Genomic DNA, 20,544 nt, shown 5'->3' with positions numbered 1-20,544 from the left:
CCGTTGACTCCCGAGTCAATCGTCCGCTCACCGACCCTGCCGACGAACACGGTCTCGACTTGTGACCAGGTTAGGTGTTAAAAACCTTACGTAATGAAGATGCCACATGATGATGACGCCGTCTGGCGCGCTCTGGCGAACCCGCTGCGGCGCGCGATCCTCGACGTGCTGCGAACCGGCCCGCGCACCACGGGCGAGCTGGTCGAGGAGCTCGAGACCAGCCGGCACGTCGTCATGCAGCACCTCGGTGTGCTCCGCGAGGCCGATCTGGTGCTCGTGGAGCCGCGGGGCCGGAAACGGGTCAACCACCTGAATCCCGTGCCCATCCAGCAGATCCATCAGCGGTGGGTCGCGCATTACGAGGAGAACTGGGCAGCGGCGCTCGTCGGCCTGAAGCACGCGGTCGAGAGTGCCGAACAGGAGGATGAGGACGTTGGCTGAGACCGGCACCGAGCTGTTGCACAGCATTGTGATCGCCGCGCCCATCGAGAAGGTCTGGGCGGAGATCACCAAACTCGACGGCAAGCAGCGCGCCATGATGGACGCCGTGCTCGACTCCGAGCTGAAGCCGGGCGCACCGCTGTACTACCGGTCGACCGACGGCAAACGGGTCTTCGTCGTCGGCCGCGTCGTCGAGGTCGACCCGCCGCGACTGCTCTCCCACACCCAACGGCTCACCATGCGCGACGACCCGTGGACCGTCGTCTCGTGGGAGCTGGAAGAGGTCGACGGCGGCACGCGCGTCACGCTGCGCAACTCCGGTTGGCCCGAGGGCGTCAAGCGGCTCGACAAGGTCGACACGACCTGGAAGACCATCCTCGCTTCGCTCAAGCAGGTCGTCGAGGACGGCGACGTCGGCACCGGCCTGAAGTTCCAGTACGCGATGATGCGCGCCTTCATGTGGGCGATGCCGTCGAGCACCAAGTCCGAGAACGTCCCCGAACCGCCCGGCATCGACCAGGCCGTCTAGAACGCGAATCCTGCTTTTGCAATGACTCTTTTGACGACGTCGTCCAAAGAGTCATTGCTAAGCAGCAGGTCAGCGGTGGTGTCGGAACTGATATATCGGTTGAGGGCGGGCGTGACAGGCGAAGGGCCGCCGTTGATGCTGCCCTTGGCGAAGAACGGCTGGCCGCCCGCGAACACCAGATCACCGGCGAAGAGCACACGTTCGGCGGCAGCCATGACGAGCGAGGGCCGGCATCACACAGACGCCACCGAGGCGAACAACGCACGGTTGCGCGCCTCGGTGGACGTTGTGTCAAACGAGCAGGAGCTACTCCTGGCGTGACCTTGACGAGTTCGGGCTGGCCAGCAGAAGGCTTCACCCGATCAAGTGTGGCCGCGCGCCGACATCAACCCTGGACGATGTAGGCCTGCAACTGGTCCTGCGACTGCTCCAGTTGCCCGATGCGACTCTTCACGACGTCGCCGATGCTCACGATCCCGACAAGTCGCCCGTCGGACAGCACGGGCACGTGCCGGAAGCGCCGTTCGGTCATCACGACCGTCAGGCTGTCGACCGTGTCCGACGGCGAGCAGGTGAACACGTCGGCGGTCATGATCGCCGACACGGGAGAAGACAGCAGGTCAGCGCCGAGTTCGTGCAGCTGGCGCACGACATCGCGCTCCGACACGATTCCCGCGACTCCCGATGAGCCGACGACGACGATGGCGCCGACGTTGTACTCGGCGAGCGCTCTGAGCAGTTCGCTCACCGGTACGTCCGGGTCGATTGTCGCGACCTCGGAACCCTTGGTCCGCAAAACGTCAGCGATCCTCATCTGGCGCCTCCGATCCTGTCGGTCCGGTAGCACCTCAGGCTAGATCGGATTCGGGCAGAACGGGAGATCGACCCACGAAGAGAGCAGGGGGCGCACTCGTTCGAATGCACCCCCTGCGGTGTCGCGCCTGGTTCGGCGTCGGCTACGCGGATCCTCCGCGGCGACGGGTCGCGAACTGGCGCGGCTGGACTAGCGGAACACGCTGCTGTGGCAGCTGGAAGTGCGCGTTCTGGTCCTGCTTGCCGCGCTTCTGCGCACGACGCGCGGCGCGGTTGGACGGCTCTGGCGGGGTGGTGGCAGGCATGCGAAAGCCTCCTCATGACGAGGGCGTGCAAGGACACGGCAGAAGACAGCCGTGAAAGAAGGACCCGCGAAAGGGTCACCCAGGCGACTCAACGGTCGCGAAGGCAGCGTCGAGAGCGCTGCGGAGCTTCATCAGATGAAGAACATGTCCGCAACGCTAGCGACGCCGCCGTGTCACGCCAACTGATTTATCCGCGGGCTCGGGCAGCGGCCGCGCCGGCGCCCAGCATCACCAGGATGATCGTCACCATCGCCCACTTGCGGGGCTTCGTGAGCGGCGTGGTCTCGGCCTCCAGCGGAAGGTCCTTGCGGGGCTCCGGCCGTTGCCTCGCGGCCTTCACCGGAACCGGTTGCGGCGGAACGGAAGGCGACGTCGTCGTCGGCACCGGAGGCGGCGGAGCAACCGGAGCAGGTGCAGGAGTAGTCGGTTTCGGAGCTGGAGGCGCGGGAGGAGGCGGAGGCGGCGGCACCTCGGGGCGCGGCGCCGGAGGTTCGACGCGCGGCGGCATCGGCGTCGGCAGGCAGCCCGCACCGTCGATCATGTTCATCTGCGGGCCCTGCGACAGTTCGACCGCCACACCACCAGCGATCCGGTAGACGCGACTGCGGCCGTGGTAGCCGTTGTTGGTGGCGTAGACGGTGCCCGCCGAGTCGATCACCACGGAGCCGTACGTGGACTTGCCGGGCAGCGCGGGAATCTCGGCCTTGCTCAGCACCCGGCCGGACACCGGGTCGAACGAGACGACCTCACCCGGCCCCCAGCCCGCCGCGGACACGCCGGTCAGCTTGCCGTTCACGGAAGTGAAGTCATCTAGCGCCAAAGCAGGCCAGTCCAGCACGACGGTGCGCACGATCTTGAGGTACGAGGCGCTCTTGGGGTCGATGTCGATGGCGTGCAACCTAGCGCCGTCACGCACGTAGAACGTCGTGCCCACGACCGCACCCGCCGACACGTCGTCGGTGCGGAACCAGTGCGCGTCAACGGGTCCGAGGTCGTTGACCACGCCCTTCGTGTCGATCAGCACCACGTGCGAGGGGTTCTTCCACCAGTGATGCCCCTTGGCGGTGAGACCAACCAGTCGGCCCAACGCCGCCGAGTACCCCAGCGCGTTCACCGCGTAGTCCAGCCGGGCTACCTCCGTCACCCCACCGGATGACACGTCGAGCTTCGTCAACGTCGAGAGTGCGCCCCGATAGGACGAACGAACTTGAAATGCGTCACAGTTCACCGGTGCGGCCTGAGCAACAGTGCTGGTGAACGGCGTGGAAAGCACCAAAAGAGACGAGATGGTGCTCAACGCAAGCAAATCCCGCCGCCACCGGAATGGAGCAGTCCAATACGACAACCGGGTATCACTACTGTTGCCGCGCATTCCCACCTGACCATTACTCGTTAACCAGACCGTGCTGTACCGGCCACAGTAGACCGTGGTCTAATCCCACACCAGAAAGGAGCCGAATTGAGCATTTACGTCACCGGCCTGCTCTGGGTTCTCGGTGCGGCCGCCATCTCGTCCGTCATCGTCGTCATCGCACGTCGGTTCGGCTCGGAGGAAGTGGGCGAGAAGAACCTCGGCGCGGGCGGTTCGGTGTTCAGCATCGTCGCCGGTCTGCACGCCGTGCTGGTCGCGTTCATCCTCATCTCGCTGTTCGACTCGGCCAACGCCGCCGAGGAGCAGGTGCAGAAGGAAGCCAACGCGCTCGTCGCGGTCGACTGGGCGTCGGACTCGTTGCCGGAACCGGTGAAGTCCAAAGTGGACCGGCTGATCCGCGACTACGTGGCGACCGTGGTCGACGACGAGTGGCCTCTCATGCGTGAGGGCCAGGACGCCGACAACAAGGGCTGGACCACGTTGAACCAGCTCAGGGAGACGATCGCGACGGCGGCACCCGATGGCACCTGGCAGGAGGACCGCAAGGCCGAGGCCGCGAACCAGCTGTGGGAGGTCTACCAGGCCAGGCAGGAACGGCTCGACGCGGCGGGCAACGGCGTCAATCCCGTCGTGTGGCTCGCGCTGCTGATCGGCACCGGGCTCTCGCTGCTGTTCCCGTACCTGTTCGGCGGCCCGAACCTGGTCTCCCAGTTGCTGATCACCGTCACACTGAGTTCGACGCTGGTTCTGCTGTTGTTCGCGATCTACCAGTTGCAGAACCCGTTCAGCGGTGGCGTGCACATCCCGCCGGACGCGTTCAGCTCCGCACTCGACCGGCTGAGCTAGCGCGAATCGGTCATTCCGTCCGCTTCTTCGATCTCCACGGACAGCACCTCGCCGTCGATAACCTTCGGCAACGGGTCCGTGTTGGTGAAGTAGCGATTCGCGAATGCGCCGACCGCTCTCGTGGAGGCGGCGTCAACGCCACCGCCGATGACGCCGCCCAACAGCGGAACGCCCTTCGCCGCGATCGTGCCGAGCTTCTTTGTACCGTATTTTGTGATGAGTGCGGACGCGGCCTTCTTCGTGAACTGCTTGATGCCGACCTTTTTGAACAGCTCGGTTCCGGCATTGCCGAGCAGGCACAGCAGGATGGCCGTCTGCACCTCTTCGCTGTCCACGTCGTGGCCCCGCAGCGACGCGATCGACGCGATGAGGTGCGTCTGGATCACGTACGCGGCCGCGATGTTCGACGGCAGCGAGATCGGCAACGTGATCAGGCCGCCCAGGTTCGTGACGAATCCTTGCGCACCGGCGAGCGCCACGTGCGTGCGGATGAGGTGCTTGACCGCGTCGGTCTCGCTGCCCTTCTTGACCAGCGCGTCGGACGCGGCCTCGCGTGCGCTCTTGAACGGGCCGAACCCGTCCACACCGGCACGCAGCAGGTAGTCGGCGATGCCCTGCTGGACCTTGTTCAGCTCACCCTTGGACTCAGCCACAAACCCGAGATTACGCGTCCAGCTCACGCCATGCGGCGGCAACGGTCTGTTCCAGCAGAACCGCGATCGTCGTCGGCCCGACGCCACCGGGAACCGGCGTGATCAGACCCGCGTGCTGCGCCTTGTCGAAGTCGACGTCGCCAACGTTGCCCTCGTTGTAGCCGGCGTCGATCACCACGGCACCCGGCTTGATCCACTCGCCCTGGACGAACCGCGCCTTGCCCACCGCGGCGACCACGATGTCCGCCGTGCGCACGATTTCCGGCAGATCGGCCGTCTTCGAGTGGCAGATCGTGACGGTGGCGTCCCTGGCCAGCAACAGCATCGCGGCCGGCTTGCCGAGGATCGGGCTGCGGCCGATCACGACCGCGTGCTTGCCGGCGATCTCCACGCCGTACGCGTCCAGCAGGCGAATGATCCCGCCGGGCGTGCAGGAGACGAACTCGTTGTGCCCGAAGGACATTCCGGCGAACGAGTGCATCGTCACGCCGTCGACGTCCTTGTGCGGCGCGATCGCCTCGAACGCCGCACGCTCGTCGATGTGACCCGGCACCGGGTGCTGCAACAGGATGCCGTGCACCTCGGGGTCGTCCGACAGCTCGCGGATCTTCGCGACGAGCTCCTCGGTGGTCGTTTCGGAGGGCAGTGCCACGTGGCGGGATTCGAGTCCCGCCTTGTGGCTCCGGTTCTGCTTCATCCGCACGTACGTGACCGAGGCAGGGTCGTCGCCGACGATCACCGTGGCCAGACACGGTTTACGGCCGGTCCGTGCGGTGTAGTCGGCTGCCTTTTCGGACGCTCGCTGGACGATGGCGCGCGCGAGCTCGGTTCCGGGCATCAGATTCGTCATCAGTTCTCGAGTGTAGTGACCGCACCCGTGCTGCCGTCGACCGTGATCCGCTCGCCGGTCTTGATCCTCGTCACAGCCTCGCGCACGCCGACCACCGCCGGGATCCCGTACTCCCGCGCCACGACCGCACCGTGCGAGTTCGCGCCGCCCATCTCCATCACGAGCCCGCCCGCCGTCAGGAACAACGGCGTCCAGCCCGGATCCGTCGACGGTGCGACGAGGATCTCGCCGGGTTCGAGGTGCGCGCCCACCGGGTCCATCACGACCCGCGCGATGCCGGTGATCGTGCCGGCCGACGCAGGTGTGCCGACGAGGCCGCCTTCCGCCGGCGCGCCCTGGTGCACGGCCTCGGCGTCCGTGCCGTCCGACAGCAGCACGCGCGGGATGCGCCGGCGCCGCATCTCACGGTCGTAGACCTCGCGCCGCTGCGCCACGACCGGGCGCAGATCTCCTTCCGCGGAGCGCAGTTCGGTGAAGTTGAGGAAGTACACGTCGTCGACCTGGGCGAGCCTGCCCTGCTCCACCAGCCCGGCGCCGAGGTCCGCGATCCGCTTCCGCAGCGCGCCGAACAGCGTGATGATCAGGTACTTCGGGTACTCCCGCAGGCCGGCCAGCAACCTGGTGCGGCGCAACGCGAAGCGCACGAACCAGCCGCGGCCCCAGGCGCGTTTCGCCAGCGTCTCGATCATCGCCTCGGCCTCCGCGGCGCCCCGCTCGAAGACCGCGTTCGGTGCCGCGTTGTCGTCCTCCAGGCGCAGGAAGTTCCGCACGACACCGGTGACGTACGTCGAGTCGTCGGACCACCGGGGCAGGCCGAGGTCGATCTCCGCGACCGCCCGGTGACCCCACCTCGCCAGGAAGCGGTCCAGCGCCGCAGGGCGTTCGCCGTTCTGGAACTGCTGGAGCGCAACGGGATCGCGCCGGATCTCCTGGGCGAGGTCCCACATCGCCAGGTCCATCTCGGTGGTGATGTTGTTCGGCAGGCCGCGCAGAACGGTCTGCAGCTCCCCCGGCTTCGTCTTCACCATCTTGCCGACGAGGCCGAGCATCGCGAAGCCGATCAACGCGGTCGGCGCGAGGCGCGGCATGATCGGGACGACGCACTGCCGCAGCGCCTGCTCGACGGACAGGCCCGCCGCCTTGTCGAGGATCTCCTGTTCCAGACGCAACGCCTCGCGCGCGGCCTTCTCCGGGTTGGCCAACGCCTTCCACGCGGTGACCGGAACGCGGAACCGGCGGGCGAGCCGCAGCACGCGCTTGACGGCCGGCGTCGGCGAGGAGTTCCTGACGGCGTAGCGCGGGTCGTCGAACAGGCCGCGCAGGACCTCCGACGAACGCGCCTCCATCACCCCGAGCAGCTTCGTGATGAACTCCCGACCGACCTTGCTCTGCAGCACCTTCGTGACGTCGAAGAAGATCCGCTCGCCGCACTCCACATAGGACTGACTCGCCGGGTCGCCGATGATGATCTCGAAAGCCGACTTGGCGACCTCTCGGAACGCCGCGCGCCCCATCGGTGTGATCGGCCGTTCCAGTCCCTGGGCGAGACTGAAGCAGAAGTAGACGTGGTCGGCGGGGTTGTCGTCCGGCAACGGGAACAGCGTCGTGATCGGCCGCGACTGGGTGAGGTGGAGCTCGCCATCGGCATCGATCGCCCACTCGGTGTCCTGCGGCGCGCCGTAGTGCCGCTGCACCTTGCGACCGAGAACGGCGAGCGCGTGGATCTGCCCGTCGGTCAGGCACGGTTCGTCGTTCTCGCCGACCTCGACGTGCTCGGTGCCGCCGCCGGCCAGCGAGCGGATGAGGAGCTTCTTGTCGCCCAACCGCTTCTCGACGATCTCCGGCCCGTCGACGACGAACTGGTCCGGGTTGACCGCACCCGAGACCACCGCCTCGCCGAGGCCGGGGCTCGCGTCGATGACGATCTGGTCGCGCGTGCCGGTGACCGGGTTCGCGGTGAACATCACGCCGGACACCTCCGACTGCACCATCCGTTGCACGACAACGGCGAGGTACGTGGTGGTGTGGTCGATGCGGTTCGTCTCGCGGTAGCTGACCGCGCGGTCGGTCCACAGCGATGCCCAGCAGCGGCGCACCGCGTCGACCACCGCGTCCTCGCCGACGACGTTGAGGAACGTGTCCTGCTGGCCGGCGAAGCTCGCGAACGGCAGGTCCTCCGCCGTCGCACTCGACCGCACGGCTACCGGCACGCGGTCGCCGAGCTTGCGGTACTCAGCGACGATCGCGTCCCGGATGTCTTGCGGCACAGCGGTTTCCAGCAACGTCCTACGCGCGTTCTCCGGGGTGGTCGCGGCGAGCTCGTCCGCCTCCGCGACGGCGCGGTAAGCGCCCGTGGTGACGCAGAAGCCCTGCGGCACCGGCAGGCCAGCCCTGGTCAGCTCACCCAGGTTCGCCGCCTTGCCGCCCACGGTCGCGAGCATCGTGCCGTCGATGGCCCCGAAATCCACGCAGTAGTCGTCCACGACCGTGAGGTTACGAGCGTCCGGCCAAAAACTCAACACGTGATGAATAAATCACACCTTGGAGGTAAAGCCCCTGATCAGCGCCGCGATCTCGGTCAGGTCCTCCTCCAGCGCGAAGTGGCCGGTGTCGAGCAGGTGCAGTTGCGCGTTCGGCAGGTCGCGCAGGTACGCCTTCGCGCCGGGCTCGATGAAGAACGGGTCGCCACGCCCCCACGTGATCAGCGTCGGCGGCTGGTGTTCGCGCAGGTAGGCCTGCCACTCCGGGTACTTCGCGACGTTGTTGTGGTAGTCGAGGAAGAGGTCGACCTGAGGCTGCGGGCGCAGATCGAGGTAGTGCTGGTCGAGCGTCCACGTGTCGAGCGAGATCGCCTCGGGGTCGCGCACACCTTCGAGGTAGCCGAACTTCGTGTACTCCAACGCCAGCAGGTCGCGCGCCGCCTGCGGGTCGCGGTTCGCGACGAAGCCTTTGGCCAGCTCCGAGAGGCCGTCCTCGTAGGCGTTGCCGTTCTGGACGATCAACCCCTTGATCCACTCGGGGTGGCGGGTCGCGACGCGGAAGCCGACCGGGGCGCCGAAGTCGAAGACGTACATGGAGAACCCCGTGAAGTTCAGGGTTTCCAGGAACTTCTCGATGGTGTCGGCGAGGAAGTCGAACGTGTAGGGGCGCTCGGGGGCGTCGCTGTGGCCGGAGCCGGGATGGTCCGGCGCGACGATGTGGAAGTCGTCCTTCAGCTCCTCGATCAGCCGTGCGTACTGGTGCGACGCGGACGGGAAGCCGTGCAGGAGCAGGAGTTTGGACGCATTTGGATCGCCCGCCTCCCGGTAGAAGACCTTGCTGCCGTCGACGTCGACGAACCGGTGCTTGGTCACATTGGTCTTTGTGGTCATGACGCATTAGACTAATGGGTACTTCGGGTGTTGTACAGTTAGGTTGTGCTTGCGATCGACTTCGTCAACACGCTGACGTCCGAGGGCGACCACTTGGAGGAGTGGCTGTCCTCGCAGGGTTTGCCCTGGTCCGAGGCGTTTGGTGAGCTGCGCGGCCACGTCGAGGCAGCGGTGCTGGCGGCACGGGACGGCCTGGAGCCGGACCTGGCACCGTTGAACGCGGCATTGCGCGGCGCGCCGTCGTTCGAGGTGCTGACGTGGTCTGGTGCCGTGGTGGTGTCGCGTTCGCTGGAGGGCGACGAGGTGGCGCGGGCGCTCGCGGCGCTGGCGGGCGCGGCGGCGGAACTGCTGGCGTCGCCGGCCGTGCGGAAGGTCAAGACGTGCGAGGCGCCGGGGTGCCGGCTGCTGTTCGTGCCCGCGCACCCGCGACGCCGGTGGTGTGATCCCGCGACGTGCGGGAACCGGGTGCGGGTGGCGCGGTACTACCAGCGGCACAAGGACTAGCGGCTCACCCAGTCCGGGAGGGCTTCGCGTTCTGCCACCCAGTCCTGCGGTGGCCTCGCGACGATTCCGCCTGTGATCGCAGCCGTTGTGTCGATGTCGCCGCCCGCTGTGACGCACGTCGTGACGGCTTCGCGGTAGTCGTCGAGGTGGTGCGCGGCGACCCAGAGCGTGAACGGCACGGTGTCCTGCGCCGTCACGCGTGAGCCGTTGCCGAGGACGTAGGCGGCCTCCTCGGCGGTCTCGATCTTGCGCGCTTTCTCGACTCCCTTGCGCACGAACGAGTCTTCGAGGTGGTCGAGGACGCTTCCGAGCAGGTCCCGCGGTGGGGTGCCGGTCAGCCTCGCCTTCGCCGCGATGGCCGCGGCGTGTGCCACGGCCACTCCTCCCGCGATGCCCTCCGGGTGCTGGTGGGTGACCTCGCTGGCCTTGACCGCTTGGGCGGTGAGGGTTTTCGGGTCGTCGGCGTAGTAGGCGCCGAGCGGGGCTATCCGCATCGCGGCGCCGTTGCCGCAGGAGCCCTGACCGTCGAACGCGCTGCCGGCCGCCTCTTTCCACGGCGTGCCTTGGCGAATCTTGCGCAGGATGGTGAAAGCCCCTGCGCCGTACCCGCGATAGGGCTCGCAGCGATCTGCGAACGTCGCCGCCAGCCGGTCCTGGTCGATGTCGCCGTGATCGCGGAGCTCGGCGACGAGGTTGCAGGCCATTTCGGTGTCGTCGGTCCACTCCCACGGCCCTCGTGGCGGCTTGCCGGCCACGAGGTCGGGCAGCGAGCGGCCGACCATGAAGAACTGTGCGCCCAGAGCGTCGCCGACGGAGAGCCCGTTCAGCGAGTCGTATGCGAGGTCCAGGCGCGCACGTGCATGCAGAACTATGCGCATCACCTGCGATTTTACCTTGCCTCGCAACGTATTTCAGGCGATCGTCGTTCCTCCGTCGACCGTGAGGATCGTGCCCGTCGCCCACGGCTGCGTCATGAGGTAAAGGAACGCGTGAGCGATCTCCTCCACCTCGCCGACCCGTTGCAACGGCAGCGTCTTGCCAACGTCGGTGTACAGCTGCTCGGCATCCGGACCCCACAACGGGCTCCGCACCACGCCGGGACTGACCGCGTTGACCCGCAACGGCGCCAGCTCGACCGCGAGTGCCTTGGTCAGCGCCTCGACCGCGCCGCAGATGCTCGCCGCGACCGCCCAGCCGGGTCCCGGCCGGTCCTTCGCGATGCCGGTGGTGAGCGTGATCGAGGTGGTGACGTTCGCGGCTTTCACCGCGTCGAGCACGCTGAAGTACCTGAGGCCGAAGAAACTTCTCGCGCGGTCCCGATCGAAGTCGTGGAGAGTCATCAGTTCGAGCGGCTCCCCCGCCGTGTAGACGAGGTGGTCGATCTCGCCGATCACGTTGAACGCCTCGGTGATGGACGCGGGATCGGTCAGGTCAGCCGCGTGTGTGGCGAAGCCGGTTGGCGGTTTGCGCGAGACGACCGTGACCTCAGCGCCTGCCTGTTGCGCTGCTTGAGCCGTCGCGAGGCCGATTCCCGACGAGCCGCCGAGGATCGCGACCCGCTGTCCGTCCAGTGTGGATTTCATGGCTCCAGCGTGCGCCCGAGGCAGGCGCGTGGTCCAAGACCTGCTCGGTCGCCTGCCATACCCTGGGGGTATGGACCTGGACCTGCGGAAGCTTCGATACTTCGTCGCGGTCGCCGAGCAGCTGAACTTCGGCCGTGCCGCCGAGGCGCTGCACATCGCGCAACCCGTGCTGTCCCGGCAGATCCGCGCGCTGGAGACCGAGCTGAAGGTGCAGCTGTTCGACCGTTCGTCGAAGGGAACCGCGCTGACTCCGGCGGGCGTGCAACTGCTGGAGGACGCGCGGCCGTTGCTCACGCAGGCCTCGGCATTGCTGCGACGCGTCGGCGTGGCGGACACGTTCACGGTCGGGTTCATGCCAGGCCTGATCGTCACGCCCGCGGTACGTCAGCTGGCGGCGCGGCATGCCGGCCTGCAGGTCGACGTGTTGCGCACGACTTGGGAGGACCAGGTCGAGGTGATCCACGACGGGCGGGTGGACGTGAGCTACGTGCGGCTGCCGGTTCCGTTGGAGGGGCTCCGGCATGTGCCTCTGTTCAACGAGCCGCGCGTGGCCGTGCTGTCGGCGACGCATCGGCTGGCGGGCAAGGAAAGTGTGCTGGAGAGCGAACTGGCCGGCGAGCGGCGTGTGCAGCACACCGACCCGCCGGGGTTCCGGTCTGTCGAGGAGAAGCTGGAGCACGTCGCGATGCACGGCGGGGTGGCTGTGCTGCCGTTGTCGACCGCGACCTTCTATTCGCGCGAGGACCTCGTGCACGTGCCGATCGAGGACATCGCGCCGAACGAGGTCGCGCTGGCGTGGGCCGCGCACCGGCACACGCCGCTCATCGCCGAGTTCATCGAGATTGCCCAGCAGGTGTGAAGACGAAGCTCTCGCGGAAGCCGCCATCACCGCGTCGTGTCGCCATCAGCCGCAGCTCGGGCATGAAGTGGAAGAACACGAGCGACCCCGACCGGTCCGGGTAGCCGAGCGTCTTCGAGTACTTCGGGTTGGTGCCGCCCAGCCACAACGGCGGCTCGCCGTACTCTTCGATGACGTCGTCGAGCACGCAGTCCCGTTCTGCGAGCACACCGGGAATCCAGCTGTCCGCGTCCAGGCTGAGCCAGCCCTGGCGGTGCGCGAGATCCGCGTACACCGACGCCATGACGTCCTCGCTGCGGTAGCCGAGCACGCTCTGCACCGCGCCGTCCACCATCGTCGAGGTCGCGGCTCCGCGTGACACCAGGGCGTCGAGCTCGGTCTGCCAGCGGTCGGTGCGGTCGTCGGCGAACGCCAGCGCGTCGAGCAGGGTGAGAATCACCGGCTCGCCGCCGTACATGCCGGGGCGGCGGACGGCGGCGTTCAGCTGGCCGAGCAGGTAACCGCGTAAGTCGTCGAACGAGCGCATTCCGGTTGTTCTATCAGTCGCACGACGGTGAAACGCAATCGCCTTCGTCACCGACAGGAAGGTCAACTCAAAACTGGGGAGGGCACATGGGCGTCGGCAACGAGCAGATCGCCGAGTACTGGAGCGAAGCCCACGACCGGTGCTGGCGCTGCGGCTACAAGTCGCTGCTGGAGCAGTGCCGCATCGTGCCGGAGTCACTCGGCGGCACCGACTCGGCGGACAACCTCGTGCTGCTGTGCGGCCGCTGCCGTCGCGAAGCACCGAATCATCAGGACCCGCAGTACATGTGGAGATGGCTGCGGGCAACACGCGCCGAGTCCTGCGACACGTACTGGACGATCCGCGGCTGGGAGGAGTTCGAGGTGATGTTCGGGCGGAAGCCGCTCGCGTGCTTCACGGACGCCGGAGACCTCACCACCGAATGTCGGGAACTGGCCGCTGACGAGTTCGCGAAGACCGTCGAACGCTTCGGTGAAGGCCTCAATCCCTCGACCATCGCCTGCATGATCGCGGAGATCGAGAAGAGACTGGCGGACCGTCACGGCATCGTGCTGCCGTGACGGTCCGCCGAGGTTGATCAGCTGCAGCCGGACGTGCTGCCGCAGCCCTCGCACAGGTAGCAGGACCCGGCCGGACGCATCTTCGTGCCACAGGTCATGCACAGCGGCGCGTCAGCGGCCTTGCCCAGGTGCAGCTCCAGCAGCTCCGTCGAGCTGCCGACCTGCTTCGGAGCCTCGACCGCGGCCTCGACCTGAGCCGGCGCCGCCTCGACCGAACCGCGCAGACCCTCGAGGTCCACATCGGACGAAGGCGCGCCGTACTCGCCCGCCACCTGCGCGGAACGCTCGTCGGCGGTGAAGATGCCGAGCTGCGCGCGCTTCTCGTACGGCAGGTAGTCGAGCGCCAGGCGGCGGAACAGGTAGTCCAGCACCGAGGTCGCGATCCGGACGTCCGGGTCGTCGGTCATGCCCGCCGGCTCGAAGCGCAGGTTCTGGAACTTCGAGACGTAGAACTCCAGCGGGATGCCGTACTGCAGACCCACCGAGATGGACATCGAGAACGCGTCCATCACGCCGGCCAGCGTCGAACCCTGCTTGCCCAGCTTGACGAAGATCTCGCCGAGGCCGTTGTCCGGGTACGAACCGGCGTGCAGGTAGCCCTCGGCACCACCGACCGTGAACGACACGGTCTGCGACGGGCGCTTCTTCGGCAGGCGCTTGCGGACCGGGCGGTACTCGACGACCGTCTCGGTCTTGGCCTCGGCGCCCTTGTTCGCGCCCTTGCCCGCGGACAGCGGCTGGCCGACCTTGCAGTTGTCGCGGTAGATCGCGAGGGCCTTCAGGCCGAGCTTCCAGCCCTGGTAGTAGATCTCCTCGACGTCCTCGACCGTCGCGTTCTCCGGCATGTTGACCGTCTTGGAGATCGCGCCGGACAGGAACGGCTGCGTGGCCGCCATCATCCGCACGTGGCCCATGGGCGCGATCGAACGCTCGCCCATCGCGCAGTCGAAGACCTCGTAGTGCTCGCGGCGCAGGCCCGGCGCGTCGACGACGTGACCGTGCTCGCCGATGAACTCGACGATCGCCTCGATCTGCTCGTCCTGGTAGCCCAACGCCTTCAGCGCGCGCGGCACCGTCTGGTTGACGATCTGCATCGAGCCGCCGCCGACGAGCTTCTTGAACTTGACCAGGGCCAGGTCCGGCTCGATACCGGTGGTGTCGCAGTCCATCATCAGGCCGATGGTGCCGGTCGGGGCCAGCACGGACGCCTGGGCGTTGCGCCAGCCGTTCTTCGCGCCGATCTCCAGCGCCTGCTGCCACGCCTCGGTCGACACCTTGTGCGTCGCGGCGTCGTTCCCGCCGTAGGTGCGGATCAGGTCGTTGGCGGCGGCGTGCTTGCGCATGACCCGCTGGTGCGCCGTGGCGTTGCGCTTGTAGCCGTCGTACGCGCCGACGATGCCCGCGAGCTCCGCGGAACGGCGGTAGGACACACCGGTCATCAACGACGTGATGGTCGCCGCGAGCGCGCGGCCGCCCTCGGAGTCGTACGCGTGGCCGGTCGCCATCAGCAGCGCGCCGAGGTTGGCGTAGCCGATGCCGAGCTGGCGGAACTTGCGGGTGGTGTCCGCGATCGGCTCGGTCGGGAAGTCCGCGAAGCAGATCGAGATGTCCATCGCGGTGATGATCAGCTCGACGGCCTTGGCGAACGTGACGGCGTCGAACTTGCCGTCGTCACCGAGGAACTTCATCAGGTTCAGCGACGCGAGGTTGCAGCTCGAGTTGTCGAGGTGCATGTACTCGGAGCACGGGTTGGACGCGGTGATGCGGCCCGACTCGGGGCAGGTGTGCCAGTCGTTGATCGTGTCGTCGTACTGGATGCCGGGGTCGGCGCAGGCCCATGCCGCCTGTGCGAGCTTGCCGAACAGCGACTTGGCGTCGACGCGCTCGATGACCTCGCCGGTCTGACGGGCGCGCAGGCCGAAGTCCGTGCCGTTCTCGTAGGCGTGCATGAACTCGTCCGACACGCGGATCGAGTTGTTCGCGTTCTGGTACTGCACCGACACGATGTCCGCGCCGCCGAGGTCCATGTCGAACCCGGCGTCGCGCAGCGCGCGGATCTTGTTCTCTTCCTTCGCCTTGGTCTCGATGAACTCCTCGACGTCCGGGTGGTCGACGTCGAGAACGACCATCTTGGCCGCGCGGCGGGTGGCGCCACCGGACTTGATGGTGCCCGCGGACGCGTCGGCGCCGCGCATGAACGACACGGGGCCGGACGCGGTGCCGCCGGAGGACAGCAGCTCCTTGGAGGAACGGATGCGCGAGAGGTTCAGGCCGGCACCGGAGCCGCCCTTGAAGATCAGGCCCTCCTCGCGGTACCAGTTCAGGATCGACTCCATGGTGTCGTCGACCGCGAGGATGAAGCACGCGCTGACCTGCTGCGGCGAGCTGGTGCCCACGTTGAACCACACCGGCGAGTTGAAGCTGAACACCTGGTGCAGAAGCATGTAGGTGAGCTCGTGCTCGAAGATCTCCGCGTCCTGCTCGTCCGCGAAGTAGCCGTGCTCCTTGCCCGCACCGACGTAGGTCTTCACGACGCGGTCGATCAGCTGGCGCAACGACTGCTCGCGCTTCTCGCTGCCGACGGCACCGCGGAAGTACTTGCTGGTGACGATGTTGGTGGCGTTCACCGACCACGACTCGGGGAACTCGACACCGCGCTGCTCGAAGTTCACCGAGCCGTCACGCCAGTTCGTCATGACGACGTCGCGGCGCTCCCACGTGACCTCGTCATAGGGGTGGCGGCCTTCGGTGGTGTAGACGCGCTGGACCTTCAGCGCGGCAGGCTTGGCAGCCGCCCGTGCGGCTGTCTTCTTGGCTGAGCCGCCGACGGTCTCGGTCACGGTGGATCTCCCTCGTGCTGGTGCTTAGAAAGATGTTGTTGGCGCGCGCTTTAGTGCGCGCGGATCACTGCTCTTGAGCCGCTTCGGCCCGGGCAGTGCGAAGATCAAGAATTTCCTTCTCGAAGTCCTCGACGGACGAGAAGGATCTGTAGACGCTCGCGAAGCGCAGATAAGCGACCTCGTCGAGCTCACGCAGGGGGCCGAGAATGGCGAGGCCCACCTCGTGACTGGGGATTTCCGCGCATCCCGTCGACCGGATCGACTCTTCCACTCGCTGGGCGAGCTGCTGGAACGCGTCCTCGTCGACCGGGCGGCCCTGGCACGCCCTGCGCACACCGACGACCACCTTGTCGCGGCTGAAAGGCTCCGTCACTCCGGAGCGCTTGACCACGGCGAGAACCGCCTCCTCGACCGTGGTGAACCTGCGGCTGCAGCTGTTGCAGGAGCGTCGACGACGGATCACCTGACCCTCGTCGACCTCACGGGAGTCGACCACCCGTGAGTCCGAATGGCGGCAAAACGGACACCGCACGCCACCTCACCCCTTCCCAGCGCAGCACCCATCGCAGCAGTCGCACTGGTCGGGTTACCCACAACCTGTGGACTACTTACAACGGTGTAACCACTAGATGTAGGGGTAGAACCTAGATCGCGGCGGACGCCGACGCAACTCGACACGGCGCGTCGCGTGTCACCCTGTCGGGGGAACCGCAAGCGATCAGCGGCGATTACGCAACGACGCCCGCACATGACGGAGCGAACACGTCACGCCGGGCGCCGCAAACACAAGATGTGGGGGTGGACTACGGGGTGACACCCGCCTGCTGGAGGTAGAGCACGCCGAGCGCGATGACCGTGAGAGCGCTCAGCACCCCGACCGCGATGAGCTCCAGAGTGGACTCGCACTTGGGTCGAACCTCGCACGAGCTCGACTCGCGCGACTGGAGCACCGCGACCGGGCGCGGCTTCGTCGCCGGGCGCCGCGGCATGACACGGGGCCCCGAACGGAGTGGACGTCCCGCTGCGACGTCCGCGTCTTCAACAACGCGCAACCGCTTCTCGACGACAACCGCCATGACGCCCTCCGTCGCAGGTCAAGCACCATGATCGAACAGGGGTTCGATCGAACGTCCGTGCGAATTTCTACCAGACCGACTCGCCGAACGCCACAACACGCGCCCAAATACCTCGAACAGGTGTTTGATCTGTGCAGCAAACACGACTACCGTCGACCACGAAGATCGACGGAGTGCCGGAATCCCATTCGAACTGGGGGCGGCGAGGAGGACAGCGACCGTGGCAGGCAAGACGATCGACCCGGACCCCGCTCTTGTAGCGACAGAGGTGAGCGAGATCGCGGGAAACGCCGGCCTGACTTTGCGCCAGCGCAAGGTGCTCGACGTGATTCGCGACTGGGTCGACCGCTTCGGCTACCCGCCGAGCGTGCGCGAGATCGGTGAGGCCGTGGGCCTGACGTCGACCTCGTCAGTCGCGTACCAGCTGCGCGCGCTGGAGCGGAAGGGCTTCCTGCGCCGCGACGCGAACCGCCCCCGCGCGGTGGGCATGCTGCCGCCCGAGATCGACCCGGGCCTCGACCCGATGTCCAAGCCGACGCCCGCGTACGTGCCGATGGTCGGCCGGATCGCGGCCGGTGGCCCGATCCTGGCCGAGGAGTCGATCGAGGACGTGTTCCCGCTGCCGCGCGAGATCGTCGGTGAGGGCGAACTGTTCCTGCTGCGCGTAGTCGGTGACTCGATGATCGACGCCGCCATCACGGACGGCGACTGGGTCGTGATCCGCAAGCAGCCGACCGCCGACCAGGGCGAGATCGTCGCCGCCATGATCGACGGCGAGGCGACCGTCAAGACGTTCAAGCGCAAGGACGGCCACGTGTGGCTGATGCCGCACAACCCGGCCTACCAGCCGATCAACGGCGACGAGGCCACCATTCTCGGCAAGGTCGTCACCGTGCTCAGGCGTCTCCCCTAGCTCTCTTCTTCTTCTCGAAGAAGTCGAGCCACTTCTGTCGCGTGGCCTCCATGTCCACGACGACGAACGCGAAGAACTGCCCCATGTCCTTGAGGCGCGCACCCACTGGAGTGTCGAGACCGAAGATCTCGGACCCCTCCAGTGCGGTGTGCGCCCACACGGAGTTGCGCTCGGCACTGGACAGCCACGCCCGGTACCAGAGGTCGTCGTCCAGGAAGTAGCGCATCCGCTTGCCGTCGCGCTCGCTGCGCAACAGGTCGAGCTCCTCCAGGTAGGTCGTCGACCGCGAGATCGTGCCCGGACTGACCGACAACCGCAGCACCAGCTCGGTCGCCGACAGGCTGCCCTTGTCGGTCATGAAGATCTCGGCGAGGATCCGCGCCGCCGTGCGCGTCAACCCGGTCTGCCGGAACACCCCGACCAACCGCAGATGAAACTCCTTCACCTGCCCCGGACTCCGGTCGAACGAGTACGCCTCTTCATCGACGTCGAGATCGTCCACGTCAGGCATCCGACGCATCGCCCGCTCACTCGCCGCCCGGTGCGCGGCCCCCGGCCGGTAGTTGTTGTGACCTCCGTTGCGGACCACTTCCCGCTGGATCGTCGAGGCGGGCCTTTGCAACCGCCTCCCGATTTCGGAGTACCCCAGCCCGTCCCACAGGAACTGGGCGATGAGCTGCCGTTCTTCTTCATCTAGCCGCTTACCAGGCACAACCCCATAGTGCCTTCCACTGCAAGCCATTGCAATGAGTCTTTTGACTTCGTCCGCAAACGTTTTTAGCTTGCAGGTAGGGGAAAGACCTCGTTGCAAGGGGGAGGCAATGCCACTCAGCCCGATGACGTACCCGGACGGGCACGCCGGCTGGCGAGCACACGACCACGCGACCGTCCGCGCGGTACTGGCGGACCACCGCTTCAGCATCCGCCCGGACTTGATGCACAACCCGTTCGGCCCGGGCAGCCCCGGCGACGCGCCGCCGTCGCCGCCCGGCGCGTTCACCGACCACGACCCGCCGGACCACACCCGCTACCGCAGCAGGCTGACCGGTCAGTTCACCGTCCGGCGCATGCGGCTGCTCACCGAACGGCTCGAAGCGATCACCACCGACCATCTCGACGAACTGGCGGCACAGGGCTCGCCCGCGGATCTCGTGGAGCACTTCGCGGTGCCGGTGCCGGGCCTGATGATCTGCGAACTGCTGGGCGTCCCGTACGAGCGCCGGGTGGAGTTCCAGCAGGACGCCATGCTGCTGACCGGTGCCAGCGGCGCGGAGGCCGGCGAGGCCGAGGCGATGTACGCCGCGTTCGGCCGGCTCCAGAACTTCATGTTGGAGATGGTCGCGGCGAAGCGCTCGAGCCCGACCGACGACCTGCTGAGCGACCTCGTCAACTCCGACCACGATCTGACCGACGACGAAATGGCCGCGATGGGCATGGCGCTGCTCGGTGGCGGCCTCGACACGACGACGAACATGCTGTCGCTCGGCACGCTGGAACTGCTCCGCGACCAGGCGCGGGTGGACGCGATGCTCGCGAACCCCGACGCCGCCGTCGAGGAACTGCTCCGATACATCAGTCTGACGCCGGCGACAGTCCGGACCGCGTTGGAGGACGCCGAGATCGACGGTGTCCTCGTGCGCAAGGGTGACACCGTGTTCGTCGAGCTGCGCTCCGCGAACCACGACCCGGCCCGCTACGCCGACCCCGACGTGGTCGACCTGGTTCGCGGCGCGCCGGGGCACCTCGCGTTCGGCCACGGCATCCACCAGTGCATCGGCCAGCACCTCGCCCGGATCGAGCTGAAGATCGCCTTCCCCGGCCTCTTCACGCGCTTCCCGAAGCTGCGCCTGGCCGTCCCGGAGGACGAACTGCCGCACCGCGCGAGCCTGGTCATCGGCGGCCTGGAACGCATGCCCGTCGCCTGGGACTAGAACAGCGGTACAGGAAGACCTGGAAGTACGGGAACCTGCTGTCGTGACACAGGAGCCTCTGTCGCCGCCGTTCACCGAAACACAGATCGTCGAGTGGCTGGTGGACGAGTGCAGGGATGTCTCCGACCGGATCGCGACCGTGACCACCTCCGGCGACCGCATCTTCACGGCAGGCAGCACGGTGATGGCGCTCGCCGCCACTGTCGCGATCGGAGGCGGCAAGGGCTACCTGTTGATGTGGTACCCCTTGGTCGTCTCCATCGTGATCCTCCACGGCCTCTACCTGAAGAAGATGGCGCGGAACCTGATGGGTTACCAGCTCGGCCTGGAGAAGGAGATCGCGCGCCGCACCGGTCTGCCGCTGATCGCCTGGCAGTCGTACATCCAGCAGAGCGGACGATCTCACCAGCAGGCCAAAGTCCTGCTGCTCATGGCAGTCGTCGTGTACGTCGCAAGCGCGGCGATCGGGCTGGTGCAAGCACTCCACACGACATCGCCGGGAGCATTGGGGGCATGAACGGGCGTGGCTCTACGTCACGCTGACTGTTGCCAACGTAGCCGGTAGCACGAGT

The 20,544-nt window shown here is 67.0% G+C and carries 24 protein-coding genes; 9 read left to right on the top strand and 15 right to left on the bottom strand.

Translation table 11 applies throughout. The features are described from left to right. The first annotated feature begins 93 nt into the window (after positions 1 to 93). Both LFM09_RS31445 and LFM09_RS31440 read left to right on the top strand, forming a co-directional pair. Entirely contained in the window at positions 94 to 441 is a 348-nt protein-coding gene (locus LFM09_RS31445; protein WP_414100195.1) for an ArsR/SmtB family transcription factor, read from the top strand. Then, positions 425 to 970: an SRPBCC domain-containing protein gene (locus LFM09_RS31440; protein WP_414100194.1), complete on the top strand. Its 546-nt coding sequence runs from the start codon at positions 425 to 427 to the stop codon at positions 968 to 970. The genes LFM09_RS31445 and LFM09_RS31440 overlap by 17 nt, the downstream gene beginning before the upstream one ends. On the opposite strand, the gene LFM09_RS31435 is transcribed toward LFM09_RS31440, so the two are convergent. From LFM09_RS31435 to LFM09_RS31420, 4 genes are all read right to left on the bottom strand, one after another. Continuing rightward, positions 967 to 1,185, bottom strand: coding sequence for a hypothetical protein (locus LFM09_RS31435; protein ID WP_414100193.1), 219 nt, complete (start codon positions 1,183 to 1,185; stop codon positions 967 to 969). The genes LFM09_RS31440 and LFM09_RS31435 overlap by 4 nt on opposite strands. Before the next feature lie 170 nt (positions 1,186 to 1,355). Continuing rightward, positions 1,356 to 1,784, bottom strand: a complete 429-nt coding sequence (locus LFM09_RS31430; protein WP_414100192.1) for a CBS domain-containing protein — start codon at positions 1,782 to 1,784, stop codon at positions 1,356 to 1,358. Between the two features lie 142 nt (positions 1,785 to 1,926). Further along, positions 1,927 to 2,088: a hypothetical protein gene (locus LFM09_RS31425; protein ID WP_414100191.1), complete on the bottom strand. Its 162-nt coding sequence runs from the start codon at positions 2,086 to 2,088 to the stop codon at positions 1,927 to 1,929. Between the two features lie 187 nt (positions 2,089 to 2,275). After that, positions 2,276 to 3,232, bottom strand: coding sequence for a DUF6923 family protein (locus tag LFM09_RS31420; RefSeq protein WP_414100190.1), 957 nt, complete (start codon positions 3,230 to 3,232; stop codon positions 2,276 to 2,278). Between the two features lie 315 nt (positions 3,233 to 3,547). On the opposite strand from LFM09_RS31420, the gene LFM09_RS31415 reads away from it, so the two are divergent. Continuing rightward, the gene (locus LFM09_RS31415; RefSeq protein ID WP_414100189.1) at positions 3,548 to 4,306 is read left to right on the top strand and encodes a DUF4239 domain-containing protein; all 759 of its coding nucleotides are present in this window, start codon (positions 3,548 to 3,550) and stop codon (positions 4,304 to 4,306) included. Here the strand turns inward: LFM09_RS31415 and LFM09_RS31410 are convergent. Genes LFM09_RS31410 through LFM09_RS31395 form a run of 4 tightly spaced genes read right to left on the bottom strand, consistent with a single transcriptional unit; the run spans position 4,303 to position 9,180 of the window. Then, positions 4,303 to 4,959 carry an EcsC family protein gene (locus LFM09_RS31410; RefSeq protein ID WP_414100188.1) on the bottom strand — a complete coding sequence of 219 codons (657 nt, stop codon included), beginning with the start codon at positions 4,957 to 4,959 and terminating at the stop codon, positions 4,303 to 4,305. The two genes, LFM09_RS31415 and LFM09_RS31410, sit on opposite strands and share 4 nt — an antisense overlap. Positions 4,960 to 4,969: 10 nt before the next feature. Beyond that, the gene (locus LFM09_RS31405) at positions 4,970 to 5,809 is read right to left on the bottom strand and encodes a bifunctional 5,10-methylenetetrahydrofolate dehydrogenase/5,10-methenyltetrahydrofolate cyclohydrolase (RefSeq protein ID WP_414100187.1); all 840 of its coding nucleotides are present in this window, start codon (positions 5,807 to 5,809) and stop codon (positions 4,970 to 4,972) included. Beyond that, positions 5,809 to 8,292 carry a PEP/pyruvate-binding domain-containing protein gene (locus LFM09_RS31400; protein ID WP_414100186.1) on the bottom strand — a complete coding sequence of 828 codons (2,484 nt, stop codon included), beginning with the start codon at positions 8,290 to 8,292 and terminating at the stop codon, positions 5,809 to 5,811. The genes LFM09_RS31405 and LFM09_RS31400 overlap by 1 nt, the downstream gene beginning before the upstream one ends. Positions 8,293 to 8,343: 51 nt before the next feature. After that, positions 8,344 to 9,180 (bottom strand): alpha/beta fold hydrolase, encoded by an 837-nt coding sequence (locus tag LFM09_RS31395; protein ID WP_414100185.1) that lies wholly within the window; start codon positions 9,178 to 9,180, stop codon positions 8,344 to 8,346. Positions 9,181 to 9,225: 45 nt separating this feature from the next. Between LFM09_RS31395 and LFM09_RS31390 the strand changes: the two genes are divergently transcribed. After that, complete coding sequence (locus LFM09_RS31390; RefSeq protein WP_414100184.1) at positions 9,226 to 9,684, top strand: CGNR zinc finger domain-containing protein; 459 nt, start codon at positions 9,226 to 9,228, stop codon at positions 9,682 to 9,684. Here the strand turns inward: LFM09_RS31390 and LFM09_RS31385 are convergent. Continuing rightward, positions 9,681 to 10,562 carry an ADP-ribosylglycohydrolase family protein gene (locus LFM09_RS31385; RefSeq protein ID WP_414100183.1) on the bottom strand — a complete coding sequence of 294 codons (882 nt, stop codon included), beginning with the start codon at positions 10,560 to 10,562 and terminating at the stop codon, positions 9,681 to 9,683. The genes LFM09_RS31390 and LFM09_RS31385 overlap by 4 nt on opposite strands. 33 nt (positions 10,563 to 10,595) lie before the next feature. Beyond that, a complete protein-coding gene (locus LFM09_RS31380) occupies positions 10,596 to 11,267 on the bottom strand; it encodes an SDR family oxidoreductase (protein ID WP_414100182.1) in 672 nt (223 codons plus the stop codon). A 70-nt stretch (positions 11,268 to 11,337) separates the two neighbouring features. Here LFM09_RS31380 and LFM09_RS31375 point away from each other — a divergent pair, with 70 nt between their 5' ends. Then, the gene (locus tag LFM09_RS31375; RefSeq protein ID WP_414100181.1) at positions 11,338 to 12,126 is read left to right on the top strand and encodes a LysR family transcriptional regulator; all 789 of its coding nucleotides are present in this window, start codon (positions 11,338 to 11,340) and stop codon (positions 12,124 to 12,126) included. On the opposite strand, the gene LFM09_RS31370 is transcribed toward LFM09_RS31375, so the two are convergent. Beyond that, complete coding sequence (locus tag LFM09_RS31370) at positions 12,101 to 12,652, bottom strand: hypothetical protein (protein WP_414100180.1); 552 nt, start codon at positions 12,650 to 12,652, stop codon at positions 12,101 to 12,103. The genes LFM09_RS31375 and LFM09_RS31370 overlap by 26 nt on opposite strands. A gap of 86 nt (positions 12,653 to 12,738) precedes the next feature. Between LFM09_RS31370 and LFM09_RS31365 the strand changes: the two genes are divergently transcribed. Continuing rightward, on the top strand, positions 12,739 to 13,212 hold the full coding sequence (locus LFM09_RS31365; RefSeq protein ID WP_414100179.1) for an HNH endonuclease: 474 nt from the start codon (positions 12,739 to 12,741) through the stop codon (positions 13,210 to 13,212). A 17-nt stretch (positions 13,213 to 13,229) separates the two neighbouring features. Here LFM09_RS31365 and LFM09_RS31360 read toward each other — a convergent pair whose 3' ends face one another. The 3 genes from LFM09_RS31360 to LFM09_RS31350 all read right to left on the bottom strand — a co-directional run bounded on the left by LFM09_RS31360 (position 13,230) and on the right by LFM09_RS31350 (position 17,128). Beyond that, the gene (locus LFM09_RS31360; RefSeq protein WP_414100178.1) at positions 13,230 to 16,052 is read right to left on the bottom strand and encodes a vitamin B12-dependent ribonucleotide reductase; all 2,823 of its coding nucleotides are present in this window, start codon (positions 16,050 to 16,052) and stop codon (positions 13,230 to 13,232) included. Between the two features lie 64 nt (positions 16,053 to 16,116). Further along, a complete protein-coding gene (gene nrdR, locus LFM09_RS31355; protein ID WP_053738461.1) occupies positions 16,117 to 16,584 on the bottom strand; it encodes a transcriptional regulator NrdR in 468 nt (155 codons plus the stop codon). A 271-nt stretch (positions 16,585 to 16,855) separates the two neighbouring features. Next, complete coding sequence (locus tag LFM09_RS31350) at positions 16,856 to 17,128, bottom strand: hypothetical protein (protein WP_414100177.1); 273 nt, start codon at positions 17,126 to 17,128, stop codon at positions 16,856 to 16,858. A 235-nt stretch (positions 17,129 to 17,363) separates the two neighbouring features. On the opposite strand from LFM09_RS31350, the gene lexA reads away from it, so the two are divergent. Continuing rightward, a complete protein-coding gene (gene lexA, locus LFM09_RS31345; protein ID WP_414100297.1) occupies positions 17,364 to 18,041 on the top strand; it encodes a transcriptional repressor LexA in 678 nt (225 codons plus the stop codon). On the opposite strand, the gene LFM09_RS31340 is transcribed toward lexA, so the two are convergent. Further along, positions 18,025 to 18,753, bottom strand: a complete 729-nt coding sequence (locus LFM09_RS31340; protein WP_414100176.1) for a helix-turn-helix domain-containing protein — start codon at positions 18,751 to 18,753, stop codon at positions 18,025 to 18,027. The genes lexA and LFM09_RS31340 overlap by 17 nt on opposite strands. A 109-nt stretch (positions 18,754 to 18,862) precedes the next feature. Between LFM09_RS31340 and LFM09_RS31335 the strand changes: the two genes are divergently transcribed. Both LFM09_RS31335 and LFM09_RS31330 read left to right on the top strand, forming a co-directional pair. Further along, positions 18,863 to 19,972 (top strand): cytochrome P450, encoded by a 1,110-nt coding sequence (locus LFM09_RS31335; RefSeq protein WP_414100175.1) that lies wholly within the window; start codon positions 18,863 to 18,865, stop codon positions 19,970 to 19,972. A gap of 43 nt (positions 19,973 to 20,015) precedes the next feature. Continuing rightward, entirely contained in the window at positions 20,016 to 20,489 is a 474-nt protein-coding gene (locus LFM09_RS31330; RefSeq protein ID WP_414100174.1) for a hypothetical protein, read from the top strand. The last annotated feature ends 55 nt before the right edge of the window (positions 20,490 to 20,544 follow it).

Source organism: Lentzea alba (assembly GCF_047445655.1).
Classification (GTDB): Bacteria; Actinomycetota; Actinomycetes; order Mycobacteriales; family Pseudonocardiaceae; genus Lentzea; species Lentzea alba_A.
Note: the sequence above shows the minus strand (reverse complement) of the source record. Positions and strands in the feature narration are given on the sequence as shown.

Bases quoted from the DNA above. Each gene is read 5' to 3' on its own strand.
- LFM09_RS31445 (WP_414100195.1), top strand. From the start codon at position 94: ATGAAGATGCCACATGATGATGACGCCGTCTGGCGCGCTCTGGCGAAC.
- LFM09_RS31435 (WP_414100193.1), bottom strand. From the start codon at position 1,185: ATGGCTGCCGCCGAACGTGTGCTCTTCGCCGGTGATCTGGTGTTCGCG.
- LFM09_RS31365 (WP_414100179.1), top strand. From the start codon at position 12,739: ATGGGCGTCGGCAACGAGCAGATCGCCGAGTACTGGAGCGAAGCCCAC.
- LFM09_RS31375 (WP_414100181.1), top strand. From the start codon at position 11,338: ATGGACCTGGACCTGCGGAAGCTTCGATACTTCGTCGCGGTCGCCGAG.
- LFM09_RS31405 (WP_414100187.1), bottom strand. From the start codon at position 5,809: ATGACGAATCTGATGCCCGGAACCGAGCTCGCGCGCGCCATCGTCCAG.
- LFM09_RS31385 (WP_414100183.1), bottom strand. From the start codon at position 10,562: ATGCGCATAGTTCTGCATGCACGTGCGCGCCTGGACCTCGCATACGAC.
- LFM09_RS31395 (WP_414100185.1), bottom strand. From the start codon at position 9,180: ATGACCACAAAGACCAATGTGACCAAGCACCGGTTCGTCGACGTCGAC.
- LFM09_RS31430 (WP_414100192.1), bottom strand. From the start codon at position 1,784: ATGAGGATCGCTGACGTTTTGCGGACCAAGGGTTCCGAGGTCGCGACA.
- LFM09_RS31380 (WP_414100182.1), bottom strand. From the start codon at position 11,267: ATGAAATCCACACTGGACGGACAGCGGGTCGCGATCCTCGGCGGCTCG.
- LFM09_RS31425 (WP_414100191.1), bottom strand. From the start codon at position 2,088: ATGCCTGCCACCACCCCGCCAGAGCCGTCCAACCGCGCCGCGCGTCGT.
- LFM09_RS31335 (WP_414100175.1), top strand. From the start codon at position 18,863: ATGCCACTCAGCCCGATGACGTACCCGGACGGGCACGCCGGCTGGCGA.
- LFM09_RS31440 (WP_414100194.1), top strand. From the start codon at position 425: ATGAGGACGTTGGCTGAGACCGGCACCGAGCTGTTGCACAGCATTGTG.
- LFM09_RS31370 (WP_414100180.1), bottom strand. From the start codon at position 12,652: ATGCGCTCGTTCGACGACTTACGCGGTTACCTGCTCGGCCAGCTGAAC.
- LFM09_RS31350 (WP_414100177.1), bottom strand. From the start codon at position 17,128: ATGGCGGTTGTCGTCGAGAAGCGGTTGCGCGTTGTTGAAGACGCGGAC.